The organism is Methanomassiliicoccales archaeon LGM-DZ1 (assembly GCA_030168595.1).
GTDB lineage: Archaea > Thermoplasmatota > Thermoplasmata > Methanomassiliicoccales > Methanomethylophilaceae > Methanomethylophilus.
Genome location: CP115556.1, coordinates 1,112,035 through 1,125,757 on the forward strand (window position 1 = coordinate 1,112,035; position 13,723 = coordinate 1,125,757).

A 13,723-nucleotide genomic window follows, 5' to 3' on the forward strand; every position below is an offset into this window, starting at 1 on the left:
CGTACCCGTCAGTGAAAATGTTTTTAAGTCTGCAGAGAGGGAAATGCCGGAGGATGAGACCTCCTTGGGCATGCCCCTCAGGCCTTCTTGGGAACAGCCTCGATCTCGTCGCCCTCGACACGGCGTATCCTCATCTGGGTCTCTGAGAGTATCTCCTTCGAGAGGTCGTCCATGTACCCTTCGTCGTACACGATCTCGGAGATACCGGCGTTCACGAGTATCTTGGCGCACAGGGAACAGGGGAAAGTGGTCGTGTAGATGGTCGCCCCTTTGACGCTGGTACCGAAATAGGCCGCCTGAGCGACAGCGTTCTGCTCGGCATGGACGCCGCGACAGAGCTCATGGCGGGTGCCTGACGGCACCTTCAGCTCGATGCGGAGACAGCCGGTCTCCTCGCAGTGCCTGGCACCTCTGGGAGCGCCGTTGTAGCCGGTGGACAGGACATGCTTGTCCTTCACGATCACGGCCCCCACATGCCTGCGGAGGCAGGTGGAGCGCGTGGCGACGAGTTTGGCCATGTCCATGAAATACCTGTCGGGGGAGGGCCTATCCATGCCCGTACCATGCTTCACGGCGGATAATTAGTTTATCATCCCCTGCGTTAAGGGGTCCGATGAGGAAGAACGCCGTGCTCATCGTTGCGATTATAGCGATCGCCGCCGTGCTCGGGCTCAGGGTAGCGGTGAACGAGATGTCGGGCGTGAGCCCGCCCTTTACCGTGGTCGATTCTCAGTCGATGCAGCATTCCCACGACTCGGAAGTGGGAATAATCGACACCGGGGACATGATACTGCTCAGGGATACCTCCAAGCATGAGCCGGTCACATACGTCGAGGGATACTCCTCCGGCTACAGGATGTTCGGGGAGTACGGGGATGTGATCGTCTACGAGAGGCCCGGCCAGAACCAGGTGATCCACCGCGCGATCCTGTATCTCGAGTCTAACGGCGACGGCACATTCACAGGCAGAGGACTGGAATCCTACACGGGCAAATGGTCCTGCCACGACAGCGGAACCGATACCAGTAACCCGTCTGAACCGTCTAAACTGTCTGGAACTTTGGAAATGGAGAATATCGGATACGGCGGGAAGAAAGTGAGCATAGACCTCTCCGTCCTTTCCGGGAGCGGCTACCTCACCATGGGGGACAATGCCGACACGAACGGATATTTCGATCAGGGATCGGGAATAACTTCCGGCCTGGTGACCGATGATCGCGTCAAGGCCACCGCATGGAAGGAGATCCCGTGGGCCGGCTCTGTCAAGCTGATCATGAACGGCAATGACGGCGCGCTCAATTCCTGGGCCCCCAGCAGCCTCGGGTATCTGACGGCCGCCCTGGCGACAATTTTCATGACCATCATCGGCATCGGCTTCGCGTTAGATGCACTGCATCTCAGGAAAGCCCTGAAAGGCGGGCACTGACAGCACGGCGGCAGATTTTGACTGCTGTACCCCCACCCCTTCATTTCCAGTGGAACTCTGAACGGACGCAATGCTGAAAAGAACAAACCTAGCAGGATACCCCCACCCCTTCATTTCCAGTGGAAAATGAAAAAGGAAAAGGCGATGGAAAAATGAAAAGAAGTGGTTTCAGGAGTCGATATTGAACTGCGTCTGCCTTCCGCTCTTGAAGGCATTGAAATCGATACCGCTAAAGATTTCGTCTTTCTCGAGGATGTCCACGATGTTCTCGGAGACCTTCTCGATCTCCTTGGTCCTGCCCTGGCGACCGAACGATTTGACCCTGGCAGTTATGATGCCGAGCATATCGAGCTCCGAGATGAAATTGGCGACCATCCTCTGGGTCAGCACGTTGTATCCCATGGCGGAGCTGATCTTGACATAGGTCGAGTAGACGTTCCCGGTGGTGACGCTGCCGCTATCTGATCCGGATTCTGTCTTGATGATGCTCATCAGGACCAATTTCGACTGCTCGGTGAGGTTCTTGACCACTTCATAGACAGCATCGAGCTCGAGCTTCTGCCTTGCGTAATCGACATGGGCGGTGGTCACCTTGAGGTCGTCGTTCCTCTCGGCGGCGTCGGCGGAGACACGGAGGACATCGAGGGCCTTCCTTGCATCTCCCGAGGCCTGCGCGGCGATGGCGGCGCAGTAAGGTATGACGGCCTCGTCGAGCGCGCCGGGATAGAAAGCGTATTTTGCTCTGTCGCGGAGGATGTCGATGAGCTGCTCCGGAGTATAGGGAGGGAAGACGATCTTCTCCTCTCCGAGCCTGCTGCGGATCTTCGGAGTTAGCATCTTCTCGGCGAACATCGAGTTGTTGGTGATGCCGATGATCGATACCCTCGATTTCTTCAGCATCTCGTTAATCGTCGTCAGGTAGTAGAAGATGTCGTCGCCGTTTTTCCTGAACGACATATCGATCTCGTCGAGGACGATGAGGAAGATCTTATCCTCCTCGTCGATGTAGACGGAGAGCTCGTTGAATATCTTCTCGAGCGACCATCCGGTGAACGGGATCTTCCTGTTCGGGTCGGTGATGATCTGGTTGGCGATGTTGTAGAGGATGGAGTAGGGAGTGTCGACGACCTCGCAGTTAACGTAGATGCTCCTGCAGTTGTTCCCTTTGTCCGCTTTCTCCAACTCTTTGCCGATGTACTTCACGACCGCCGTTTTCCCGGTTCCGGTCTGGCCGATGATGAGGATGTTCGAAGGTTTGTTCCTGCCGAGCGACGGCGCAATGATGTCGACGATCTCCCCAATCTCATCGTCCCTGTGGAGAAGCTGGTCCGGAAGATACTCTTTGTCGAGGATCTTCCTATCCTTGATCAGCCTGTTCTTCTTCTCAAGATACTTTTTGAAAAGCGAATCTGCCGTCACTCGAAAATCCACCCTTTCCCGTGGAACCCTTTACTTCGGGTCGAAGATATAAGGATTGTTTTTCCCAACCGCCGGCAGGTTATTTCAGACGTTTCCTCAGATGAACGATTTTATAATGGGAAGGGTATAATCGCCCGTCTGACAGGAGACTTCCAAAATGAAAGGCTACCTCACCATCGTCGGCTGCATCGCGGCCGTCTGCGTCGCCATCGTCTGCTTCTGGGCGATCGGCGAGTTCATGTGAAACAATTTCATCTGAACGCGCGGCCGTACGCCGGCGTCCTTTCTCTCTTTTCGGCTTTTCAGCCGTTCGGCTGACAGCTTTTCATCATCGATCTTCATCATTATCGCTCGGGCAGGCATTCCGCCGCCCGTTTCCGCAGTTCTGCAGAGCCTGTTTTTTCACACCCATATCCTTTTTCAGTTTCCAATGGAAATGAAGGGGTGGGGGTGTTCCGCTGCATGCAGCATGCTGCTCTCAAGAACCCCTGCCGATTATCTGCCATAAATGAACATCCTGAGGGACAGATATTTCCTGATCTGCGTGGCGGCGGCCTTCATCCTCATTGCATCCTCGTTCTTCTGGGACAGCGGAGATGGAGAGAGTGGAGTCGCAGGAATAGCCAGGGATGTGAAGGAGACGGAAAACGGGTTCGTCTTCTCCCTCGAGGATGCTTCCGGGGAGGAGACGAGATGCTTTTCCAAAGACCGCCCGGAACCGGGCGCGGTCTACAGGGCCGAAGGAAGCATGTCTGACGACGGGACGATGCTCTTCGTCAGTTCGCTGGAGCTCCTGCTTCCGGCGCGGGAATGATTTAAACATCCCCTGCCGATGGCGGAGCGATCATGTTCGTAGCTGCGGACGATACCGATTCGATGAGGGGCAACTGCACCACATATCTCGCGACCGAGATCATCCGCGTACTGGTCTACGAAGATGGGCTGGACCTCATCGGCTACCCGAGGCTGGTCCGCCTCAACCCAGCCATCCCTTGGAAGACCCGCGGCAACGGCGCTCTCGTCATGCGTTTCGGGAAAGGGACCGGGAAGTAGACGTTCATCGGGAACATCGAAGGCAGGGAGCTTTATTGCTGTGAGTCCCAGACGGAATGGGAGCCGGACCCTGAGGCCCTCGCCGGACGCATCCGTCCCATCGTGGAGGAATACCACGATCCGGTCGATTCCGATCCGGGGATCGTCATAAGCCGCGTCCGCCCGGACCCGTCCTTCTACCGGCGGGGCGTGACCCGCGTCATGAAGCGCTCCGATATCGAAGCGGAGATAGAATGCATCGGCGCCGCGAAGATCGAGCTCGGCTGCGGGCGCGGGATCATAGGGTGCGTCTGCGGCATGGCCTGGGTCCCTGAGGACCACACCTACGAGCTCCTGTCGTACCGCCCCCGTTCCAGGTGGGGGACGGAGAGGATCTTCGACCCCTCCACCGTGGCGCGCGCGGAGCATGAGATCCCAACCTCCTTCAACAGCTGGGACGACCGTCTGGCACAGTGCGCCATGGTCCCCGGGACCCCCTGCCCGGTCATGTACGGCTTCCGCGGCGACGTGCCGGAGGACCTCATCCGCGGGCATGATATCATCAAGACCGAGCCTCAGAGCAGATGGGTCATATTCGAGAGCAACCAGGGCACGGACGATCATATCATCCGCGATTTCACGCCGGAGGAGTTCATCCCGAACAGCTCCTACCTCATCCGCGGGACGGTCGTGTCCGAGCAGAGGATCCGCGGCGGCCACACCTTCCTCTCAATCGATACCGAATGCGGGAGGGTGGTCTGTGCGGCCTACGAGCCCTCCGGTCCTTTCCGCTATCTCCTCGACTGGCTCGACCCGGGGGACACCGTGGAGGTCATGGGGGAGCTCAGGGACAGCCCGAGGACCCTGAACCTCGAGAAGGTGCATGTTATCTCCCTTGTAGATGAATGGGAGAAGGTCTCCAACCCCGTATGCCCGAACTGCGGGACCACGATGTCGTCCGCCGGCAGGGGCAAAGGCTACCGCTGCCGCAAATGCGGGGCCCAGGCGGCGCAGGCCGTGATGAAGAAGAAGGTCCGCCCGGTGGTCCTGGGATGGTACGAGCCTCCCACGGAGGCCCGCAGGCATCTTTCCAAGCCCCTCAAGCGCATGGGGGAGGTACAGCCCGTGGAATTCGTCGATTGCCGTAATCACTGAACGGCATCGTTATATACTGATGAATGGGAATCTGCCATCGCTATACACGGAAGGGACATTCCATGGACGAAGCAGTAATCATAAGCGCATGCAGGACCGCAGTCGGAAAGTACGGCAAGACGCTCAGCGGGATCAAAGCGACCGATCTCGGGGCCCATTGCGTGAAAGAGGCCGTCAGGAGGGCCGGTATCGAGGCCTCCGACGTCCAGGAATGCATAATGGGGAACGTCCTGTCCGCAGGTCTGGGACAGAACCCCGCGAGGCAGGCCGCCGTCGGCGCCGGGCTCCCTGTGGAGATCGGGTCGTTCACCGTCAACGCCGTCTGCGGATCGGCCCTCAAGGCCGTGATGCTCGCCGCCGATGCCATCAAAGCAGGCGAGTACGAGTGCATCGCGGCAGGCGGCATGGAGAGCATGTCCAATGCCCCGTACCTGCTCACCGGCGCCCGCTGGGGATACAGGATGAACGACCAGACCGTCGTCGACTCGATGGTCCACGACGGGCTCTGGGACATCTTCAACAACCAGCACATGGGATTCACCGGCGAGATCGTTGCCGAGAGGTTCAACGTCACCAGGGAGGATGCCGACCAGCTCTCCGTCGACAGCCACAGGAAGGCCCATGAGGCGCAGGTCTCCGGGAAGTTCGACAAGGAGATCGTCCCCTTCACCATCCACAGCAAGAAAGGGGACATCGTGTTCGACAAGGACGAGGGCATCAGGCCCGACTCCACCCTCGAGTCCCTCGGGAAGCTCAAGCCCGTGTTCAAGAAGGACGGCATCGTGACCGCGGGGAACTCCTCGCAGCTCTCCGACGGCGGGTCCGCCGTCATCGTCGCCTCCAGGAAATGGGCGGAGGAGCACGGTATCAAGCCGATGGCCTCCATCGTCGCCTACGGCGAGAGGGGAGTCCTCCCCGAGAGGATCATGGAGGCCCCCATACCGACGACCCAGTACGTCCTGAAGAAGGCCGGCATGACCATCGACGACATCGGGCTCTTCGAGCACAACGAGGCCTTCGCGTCCGCTTCCTGCGCCGTGAAGAAGACCCTCAACGTGCCGGACGAGATCTTCAACGTCAACGGCGGCGCCGTGGCCCTCGGCCACCCCATCGGGTGCTCCGGGACCAGGGTGCTGACCACCCTGCTCTACGCCATGCAGGACAGGCAGAAGGACACCGGCCTCGCCACCCTCTGCTACGGCGGCGGCAACGCCGTCTCCATGATCGTCCGCAGGGAGTGAAACCCGATCGAGCGGGGGCGCATCCGTGCGCCCCCGTATGTGCCAGCAGGGCAGGTATCCATCCATCCGGCCGGGGGCTTCCCTGCTGCGGCTCATCTGAGCACTGCAAATGATTTTACCCCCGGCCGACGATACGCCCGGCATGCAGCTGAGCGAGATCCTGGAGCGCATCGACGCATCGAAGGATGAGATCGCCGATATCATGGTCTCGATGGTGTCCATCCCCTCCATATCCCCCGAGGACGGAGGGGAGGGAGAATCGCGGCGCGCCGATTACCTGATGACCCTTCTGAAGGGCTTCGATTCCGTGGAGAGGGTGGACGTCCCCTTCGGCCCGTCCGGCATACCCCGCTCCAATATCCTGGCGAAGAAGAACGGCAGGGTGAAAGGAACCGTCTGGCTCATTGCCCACATCGACACCGTGCCGGCCGGCGACCTGAAAGCGTGGGAGACCGACCCGTTCAAGGGGGTCCGCAAGGGGGACCGCGTCTACGGGCGCGGCACCGAGGATAACGGCCAGTCCGTGATCTCGTCCCTTTTCGCCACCAAGTTCATCGAGAAGGGCACTCTCGACGGCCACTCGATAGGGATCGCGTGGGTCGCCGATGAGGAGATGGCCAGCGAATACGGGTGCGTCTGGCTCATTGAACACGGCTACTTCTCGCCCGACGATATCTTCCTGGTCCCGGACTGGGGGAGCCCTAACGGGAGCATGATCGAGGTCAATGAGAAGAACGTCCTCTGGCTGAAGTTCGATGTCATCGGGAAGTCCGTCCACGCGTCCACTCCACAGAAGGGGGTCAATGCCTTCGCCGCCGGCGCGGAGCTGATGCATGAGCTCCGCAGGGACTTCACCGAGAAGTACGGGAAGAGCGACCCGATGTTCATCCCCCCTGTATCCACCTTCGAGCCTACCAAAGCGGACTCGACCGTCCTGAACGTCAACACTATCCCGGGAGTATGGTCGTTCTGCATGGACTGCAGGATGCTCACCGATTTCTCCGCGGACTCCGTGAAGGCGGAGGCGGAGAGGGTCGCGGCCGATACGGCCACCCGCACCGGCGCCGAGATCAGGGTGACCGAGCTCGTGAGGCACGTCTCCGGCGGGGCCTCCTCGACAGAGACCCAGGCGTACAAAGCACTGTCCGATGCCGTCCTGTCGGTCACGGGAACGAGGCCGAAGGCCGTCGGGGTCGGGGGCGGGACCTGCGCCAACTTCTTCAGGCTCAGGGGGTACAACGCTTATGTTTGGCAGTGCGGCGGCGGGACACTCCACGGGCCAAACGAGTATGTGGAGCTCAGCAACCTCATCACCGATGCCAAAGTGTTCGCGACGCTGTTCTACAGCATCTGCGTGAAGAACTGCTGATCTGCAGAAAAAAATCCGGCGGCCCTGAGGGGCCGCCCCTGGGGGATCATTCATCCGAGGATTCGAAAAGTCTCCGGAGCATCCAATCGGCATCGAACTTCTCGATGTCGTCATACTCCTGGCCGTCGCAGACGAAGGCGATCGGCTTGCCGATGGTCTTCGCGATGGAAAGCGCTGCGCCGCCTTTGGCATCGGTGTCGATCTTCGTGAGGATGATCGCGTCGACCCCTATGGCCTCATCGAAGACCTTGGCCTGCTCGATCGCGTCATTGCCGGCGAGGGCATCGCCGACGAAGACCTTCAGGTCGGGCTTGGCGATCTTCGCTATCTTCTTCATCTCGGCGATGAGGTTGCTGTTGGTCTGCATCCTTCCGGCCGTGTCGATGAGGACGACGTCCCTCATCTTGGACTTGGCATGCTCGATGGCATCGTAGGCGACGGATGCAGGGTCGGCCTCCTGCTGGGACTTCACTATCTTGACGCCGAGCCGGTCGGCGTGTATCGAGAGCTGCTCGATCGCTCCGGCCCTGAACGTGTCGCAGGCCGCGAGCACGACGCTCTTGCCCTCTTTCTTCAGGCGGTTCGCGATCTTCGCGATGGCCGTGGTCTTCCCGGTGCCGTTTATGCCGACGAACATGATGACGGTCGGCTTGCTCTCGGCCTGCTTCTTCTCGAGCCAGGCGTCGAAATCGAACTGGTTGACCTTCAGGACGTCCGACACGGCCTCCCTGACGGCGATCTCCACGACCTGCTCGAGGGAGTACTCTCTGCTGTACTTCTTCCCGGTCAGATTGTTCCTCACGCCGATGATGATCTCCTGGACGACGTCGTAGGCGACGTCCGACTCGAGGAGGGTGACCTCGAGCTCGTCGAGGATGTCGTCCATCGGGTCGTCCTTGATCTTCTTCGCCAGGAAGGAGTCGCTGAGCATGTCGGAAGCGCGTCCGCTCTTCCTCTCTTTCTTAGAAATGTGGCCGTGCTCTTTGGCCGGTGCCGCAGGAGCCTTGCTGTGCTCCTCGCGGGAAGCGGTTTCGGGTGCCGGGGCTGCAGGCGCGGGGGATGCCTGAGGGGCCGGAGCGGTTTCCGGCTTCTCCTCAACGGGCTTCTCGGGCGCGGGTTCCTCGTATACGGTTTCTTCCTTCAGGTCCTTGCCTTTGCTGAAGATGCTCTTGAGCTTGGACTTGAGGGAATCGAACATGATGGATCACTGCTGCGGTGCGCCCTGCTGCAGCCTTCTCCTGCGGTACTCGTCCTGGACCTCGGCGGCCAGCTGCTCCGTGTACTGCTGGACTTCCTGCATGGCGGCGAGCGCTCTCTCGAGGGCGTCCTGGACCTCGGCGCCGCTGCGCATGAGGTACTCCTTGGTGTCCTCGAAGCTCTTCTCGACGGAAACGCGGTTGCCGATGCCGACGACCGCGGATTTCCTGCCGGTTACTTTGACGGAAACGAACGAGGACGCTCCGATGGGGATCATGATCTCATCGCCCTCCTTCGCTTTGGACAGGGCGTCGATGGTCCTTACCGCTCTGATGTTGTCATCGCGGGAGGACTGAAGGATCCTGATCTGGCGGGTGATGGCCTCGAGCTGCTGGTTGTAGCTGTCGAGCGTCCTGGCCGCCTCGCGGAGCTCCTCGTCGTTCATCTCATGCACCGATCTGGTACTTCACGACGTGGCTCTGGACCTGGTCGGCGGGGATCTCCTCGACCTTGTCGATCTTGATCTGCCACCTCTTCATCTTGTGCTTGGAGCCGATGGTGGAGAGGGCCTTCTCCCTGACTGCTGCTTCGTCGTCTGCGGCCATCTCGATGGAGAAGGGCTGCTCTTTCCTGGGGTCCGCGAAAGAACCGGTCACGAGGAATGCTTTCATGATATTACCTGCCGTGCCCAACCTTTACTCTATAAATAAAGGTTTGGAGGGCATGCAGCGGAGGCTGCTGAAAGGGCCGTCCGCCGGCCGGTCCGCAGGGAGTTTTCAAAGTCGTGTTAACCCGGTCAGCCGAAGAGCTTCTCCCCGGCCTCGCTCGCCCATCCCCATCCGGCGTATCTCCTGCCGACCAGGAACACGGCGCAGTACTCGGGGACCTCGGTCTCCCCGCTGAGGACGAAATGCTGCCCGAGCATGTCCAGCTCCATGTCCTTCTTCATCGTCACTTTGACAGGCTCATCGGTGTAGGCGTCCGGCACTGCGTACTTCAGGGGGTCGTAATCGGTCAGCTGGTCGCGCGTCAGGTGCGATACGCGCAGGCCGGTCTTCCCGTGGACGGACCCCGGGAGGCGGATCAGCCTCTTGATGTCGGGGGTGACGGGCTTGTCCACCTCGCTTGCCATCCTCGGCGCCGCATCCTTCAGCATGCTCATGATGAACTCCTGCTCGAAGTTAGTCAGCCCCTGCATGGTGCCGCGCTCGAGCATGGTCTGTTCCAGCATGCCGATGTGCTCCGCGTACTTCGCCACGGTCTCCTTCTCCTTCTTCGCGATCGAGGGGTATTTCTTCCTCAGGTCGCGGAGGTCCATGGAGCGGACGTCGTCCATGGCCTCGACCATCAGCTTCCTGGTCTTCGCGTACCATCCGCCCTGTTCCGCAGAAGGTATGCGGCGGAACGTCTGTGTCCCGCCGTAAGTGCTGTTACCGTACTGCCTGGTCCCCGTCGATGCCTTCTCTATGCGGAAGATCCGGTCGAGGTCGAGGCCCTGGCATGACACGTAGTCGACGATCTCCCTGCGCTCCCTCGTGCCGAGGGTGTAGATGTCATCGGTCCTGATGTGCGCATGGTACCCCCTGCCGCCGGAGAAGCAGATGTGCACCTGGTCCTCCGTGAAGCCGAGGTCGCTGTACAGGTAATCGTCGCAGAGGGAGATCATCTCCCGGCGGATCTCGACCATCATCTCGGAGTAGGTCATCTCGTCGGCGCCTGCCAGATGATCGGCGTCGAGGTCGAATATGAGCTCCGCGCCCAGCCACTCCTTGAGGTCCATCTCGGGCTTGGCCGGGTACCTGTAATATGATGTGGAGTAGTAGCTGTGGCGGGGGACCCTGGTGGCCATGAAGAACTTCAGGTCCTCGGGCGACTGGAAGGCCATGTGCCTCCTCATGGTCCCGCCGAAGGGGATGAAGCCGAACTCCTTCCTGGCGAAACGGTGGGGCATCTCGGGGGTGAAGGAGCGGTAGTACCTCCTGAACACCCTGAAAAGGAACCTGCTGTCCGCATCCAGCAGGCCCATGTCCTGACGTTCCTGTGTCTGATTCGGCCCCTCCATACCCGTTCGATGTTATCATTGCGCCCTGTTTTATAAAACGATGGCGATGGATGCAGCATGAACCGCGTCCCGGCGTACGACAACCACCTCCATATGAGCCCCGGCGGGCGCAACATCGATGCCCTGAAGGAGTTCGAGGCCGCCGGGGGGACGGGCCTGACGCTGGTCACTCTTCCCTATCCTGAGGTGCCCGTTTCGAAGGGAGAGGATTTCGCGCGCTCCTATGAGATAACCTACAGGATGGCGCAGACGGCGCGGGAGGAGACGGGCCTGGAGGTCAACGTGGCCGTAGGGCCGTATCCGGTTCTGCTCATAGGCCTGGCGGAGAGGTACGGGCTCCCGGCGGCCGAGGACATGCTCATGCGCGGCATGGAGGACGCCGGGAAGGCAGTCGAGGAAGGCAGGGCGGCCGCAATCGGGGAAATCGGAAGGCCCCACTTCCCCTGTTCCCAGGAGATCTGGGACAGTTCCAACCGCATCCTCGGCAGGGGGATGGAGATCGCCCGGGAGGCCGGCGTCCCCGTCATAATCCACTGCGAGTCCGGCACGGCGGAGACCAACCGGAGCCTCGCGGAGATCGCCCGCGCCGCCGGCCTGGACCCGGGGATGGTGATAAAGCACTCCTCCCCTCCCCTTGTCACCCCGGAGGAGACCTTCGGCGTCATGCCCTCGATGCCCGCTTCCAAGACGAACATAAAGGAAGCGCTGTCGAAGGGGTCCGACCGCTTCATGTTCGAGACCGACTACATCGACGACCCCTCCAAGCCGGGGGCGGTGATGTCCGTGACCACCGTCCCGAACAAGGTCCGCTGGATGCTGGCCTCCGGCATCGCCGACGAGGACCTGGTATGCCGCATCTGCAGGGACATCCCGGACAGGTACTACCGGCGCCGAAGGCCCCGCATATTTTGCAAGCGTTATTATCCCAGACAGGGGATTACTGAGCATGAAGGCCAAGGTCACCTGCGTCTACGACGAGGGCGCTCTGCCGAACACGCACCTCATCGGGGCGATCGGAATGTCCATCATGATCGATGCGGATGGGAAGCGCTTCCTGTTCGGCCTCGGGCATCGCCCGAGGTACCTGGAGAACAACATGGGCGAGCTCGGCATCGAACCCGACTCCGTCGACGCGGTGGTCGTGTCCCACAACCACATGGACCACCGCGGGGCGCTCGACGGGTTCATGAAGGAGCGGACGAAGCCGATCGACTTCTACGCCCCCGCGTCCTGCTTTGCCGAGGAGAGGAAGCGCTTCGGCCGCACCGGCGGCATGTACCCTCCCGAGGGGAAGGAGGGGCTGATGTACAGGAACGATGTCGCCGGATGGACCGACCTGTCGGAGCACGTGCACATATCCCCGCCTATGACCCAGAACGGCGCGGACGAATGCTTCCTGGTCGTGAGCACCAAGGTCGGGCCCGTCCTGATAGTCGGATGCTGCCACATGGGCCTGGACCATGCGGTGGACGCCGTGAAGGAGAGGTTCGGCAGGATCCCGGCCGCCGTCATCGGAGGGCTGCACATCGGGAAGAAGAACGACAGGCTGGCCGACGTGTACGCCGGGTACCTGAAGGACCTCGGGATCAAGAGGCTCTACCTCAATCACTGCACCAACGAGAGGGGGATAGACCGCATGCGCGTGACCCTCGGGATCGACGGGGTGAAGGACTTCTTCGGGGGACAGACCCTGGAGTTCGACCTGCTCTGATGCGGACCCGTTGCAGCCCGCACTAATGCTTTTTATAGAAGGACAATCAATCCCTTAGCCAACCAATCCAACAGGGGTAATGAAATGAAAGCGGCATACAGGCTCAGGACGCTCTCGATATTCGTCATCCTGACACTGTTCATGATGCTGATCGGCTTCGTGATCGGCTGGTTCTTCGGCTACGGGCTCTACGGGCTCGTGCTGATGCTGGCCGTCTCGGTGCTGATAAGCTTCTTCTCGTACTGGTTCTCCAAGCAGTCCGCCCTCAGGGCGAACCGTGTGCACCTGGTCACGCGCGAAGAGGAGCCGAGGCTGTACGGCATCGTCGAGAAGGTCGCGAAGGAGGCCGGGCTGCCTATGCCCGAGGTGGGCGTATGCGAGGCCCCCATGCCCAATGCCTTCGCCACCGGCAGGAACCCGAAGAACGCGGCCGTCGTGGCCACCAGGGGCATCCTGAGGGCGCTCAACGACGACGAGCTGGAGGCCGTCATCGGCCACGAGATGTCCCATGTGAAGAACCGCGACATCCTCGTGATGTCGGTGGCCTCCTGCATGGTCGCCATCCTCACGTACGCAGCCAGGATGCTCTTCTACGGCGCCGTCTTCTCGGGCGGGGACAGGGACAACAGGAACAGCGCCCTGATGCTGGTCGTCGCGGCCGTCTGCGTGATATTCGTGCCGATCGCCGGTCTCATCCTGCAGCTGGCCGTCTCCCGCAACCGCGAGTACCTGGCGGACGAGACCGGGGCGAGGATCACCCATAAGCCCCGCGAGCTGGCCAGCGCCCTGATGAAGCTCGAGCGCGGATGCAGCTCCCCGAACAACGACTACTCCGACACCGCTCATGCCAACATGTGGATCAGCGAGCCCTGCCGGAAGGGGTTCGCCAGGAACCTCTTCTCCACCCACCCGTCCACCCAGGACAGGGTAGAGAAGCTGGAGAAGCTCGCCGCCGCCATGGACGGCGGGAGGATCAGGGAATACACTCCCGGAGAGGACTCCTCGAAGAGCGTCATGAAGACCATGACCTCCCGCTGAGGCGGAGGAAACTTTTTCCGTTCCGCTGTCAGCGGGCCGCTGGGTCATTTCCCCGGCGGCCCCGGCGGAGAGC

General features: G+C 60.8%; 15 protein-coding genes and 1 pseudogene. 9 read left to right on the forward strand and 7 right to left on the reverse strand.

Annotated features, from left to right (window positions below):
• Positions 1 to 77: 77 nt before the first annotated feature.
• On the reverse strand, positions 78 to 554 hold the full coding sequence (locus O8W32_05390) for a dCMP deaminase family protein (protein ID WII08608.1): 477 nt from the start codon (positions 552 to 554) through the stop codon (positions 78 to 80).
• A 59-nt stretch (positions 555 to 613) separates the two neighbouring features.
• Between O8W32_05390 and O8W32_05395 the strand changes: the two genes are divergently transcribed.
• Complete coding sequence (locus tag O8W32_05395; GenBank protein ID WII08609.1) at positions 614 to 1,426, forward strand: S26 family signal peptidase; 813 nt, start codon at positions 614 to 616, stop codon at positions 1,424 to 1,426.
• 168 nt (positions 1,427 to 1,594) lie between these two features.
• On the opposite strand, the gene O8W32_05400 is transcribed toward O8W32_05395, so the two are convergent.
• Together O8W32_05400 and O8W32_05405 are read right to left on the reverse strand one after the other, a co-directional pair.
• Positions 1,595 to 2,845 carry an orc1/cdc6 family replication initiation protein gene (locus O8W32_05400; GenBank protein ID WII08610.1) on the reverse strand — a complete coding sequence of 417 codons (1,251 nt, stop codon included), beginning with the start codon at positions 2,843 to 2,845 and terminating at the stop codon, positions 1,595 to 1,597.
• Positions 2,846 to 3,010: 165 nt separating this feature from the next.
• Entirely contained in the window at positions 3,011 to 3,187 is a 177-nt protein-coding gene (locus tag O8W32_05405) for a hypothetical protein (GenBank protein ID WII08611.1), read from the reverse strand.
• Between the two features lie 166 nt (positions 3,188 to 3,353).
• On the opposite strand from O8W32_05405, the gene O8W32_05410 reads away from it, so the two are divergent.
• The 5 genes from O8W32_05410 (at position 3,354) to O8W32_05430 (ending at position 7,642) form a co-directional block, all read left to right on the forward strand.
• Positions 3,354 to 3,659, forward strand: coding sequence for a hypothetical protein (locus tag O8W32_05410; protein ID WII08612.1), 306 nt, complete (start codon positions 3,354 to 3,356; stop codon positions 3,657 to 3,659).
• Between the two features lie 32 nt (positions 3,660 to 3,691).
• Positions 3,692 to 3,898 carry a hypothetical protein gene (locus O8W32_05415; protein WII08613.1) on the forward strand — a complete coding sequence of 69 codons (207 nt, stop codon included), beginning with the start codon at positions 3,692 to 3,694 and terminating at the stop codon, positions 3,896 to 3,898.
• A 102-nt stretch (positions 3,899 to 4,000) separates the two neighbouring features.
• Positions 4,001 to 5,032 (forward strand): tRNA(Ile)(2)-agmatinylcytidine synthase, encoded by a 1,032-nt coding sequence (locus O8W32_05420; protein ID WII08614.1) that lies wholly within the window; start codon positions 4,001 to 4,003, stop codon positions 5,030 to 5,032.
• A gap of 62 nt (positions 5,033 to 5,094) precedes the next feature.
• On the forward strand, positions 5,095 to 6,273 hold the full coding sequence (locus O8W32_05425) for an acetyl-CoA C-acetyltransferase (protein WII08615.1): 1,179 nt from the start codon (positions 5,095 to 5,097) through the stop codon (positions 6,271 to 6,273).
• Between the two features lie 142 nt (positions 6,274 to 6,415).
• Entirely contained in the window at positions 6,416 to 7,642 is a 1,227-nt protein-coding gene (locus tag O8W32_05430; protein ID WII08616.1) for a M20 family metallo-hydrolase, read from the forward strand.
• A 46-nt stretch (positions 7,643 to 7,688) separates the two neighbouring features.
• Here O8W32_05430 and ftsY read toward each other — a convergent pair whose 3' ends face one another.
• The 4 genes from ftsY to priS all read right to left on the reverse strand — a co-directional run bounded on the left by ftsY (position 7,689) and on the right by priS (position 10,865).
• The gene (gene ftsY / locus O8W32_05435; protein WII08617.1) at positions 7,689 to 8,840 is read right to left on the reverse strand and encodes a signal recognition particle-docking protein FtsY; all 1,152 of its coding nucleotides are present in this window, start codon (positions 8,838 to 8,840) and stop codon (positions 7,689 to 7,691) included.
• 6 nt (positions 8,841 to 8,846) lie between these two features.
• A complete protein-coding gene (gene pfdA / locus O8W32_05440) occupies positions 8,847 to 9,284 on the reverse strand; it encodes a prefoldin subunit alpha (protein WII10047.1) in 438 nt (145 codons plus the stop codon).
• Position 9,285: 1 nt separating this feature from the next.
• Complete coding sequence (rpl18a, locus tag O8W32_05445) at positions 9,286 to 9,510, reverse strand: 50S ribosomal protein L18Ae (GenBank protein WII08618.1); 225 nt, start codon at positions 9,508 to 9,510, stop codon at positions 9,286 to 9,288.
• Between the two features lie 125 nt (positions 9,511 to 9,635).
• Positions 9,636 to 10,865, reverse strand: a complete 1,230-nt coding sequence (gene priS, locus O8W32_05450) for a DNA primase catalytic subunit PriS (GenBank protein WII08619.1) — start codon at positions 10,863 to 10,865, stop codon at positions 9,636 to 9,638.
• Positions 10,866 to 10,994: 129 nt separating this feature from the next.
• On the opposite strand from priS, the pseudogene O8W32_05455 reads away from it, so the two are divergent.
• From O8W32_05455 to O8W32_05465, 3 genes and pseudogenes are all read left to right on the forward strand, one after another.
• Positions 10,995 to 11,726, forward strand: a pseudogene (locus O8W32_05455) (TatD family hydrolase).
• Between the two features lie 121 nt (positions 11,727 to 11,847).
• Positions 11,848 to 12,612, forward strand: a complete 765-nt coding sequence (locus O8W32_05460) for an MBL fold metallo-hydrolase (protein WII08620.1) — start codon at positions 11,848 to 11,850, stop codon at positions 12,610 to 12,612.
• 84 nt (positions 12,613 to 12,696) lie between these two features.
• A complete protein-coding gene (locus tag O8W32_05465; protein WII08621.1) occupies positions 12,697 to 13,650 on the forward strand; it encodes a zinc metalloprotease HtpX in 954 nt (317 codons plus the stop codon).
• Positions 13,651 to 13,723: the final 73 nt, after the last annotated feature.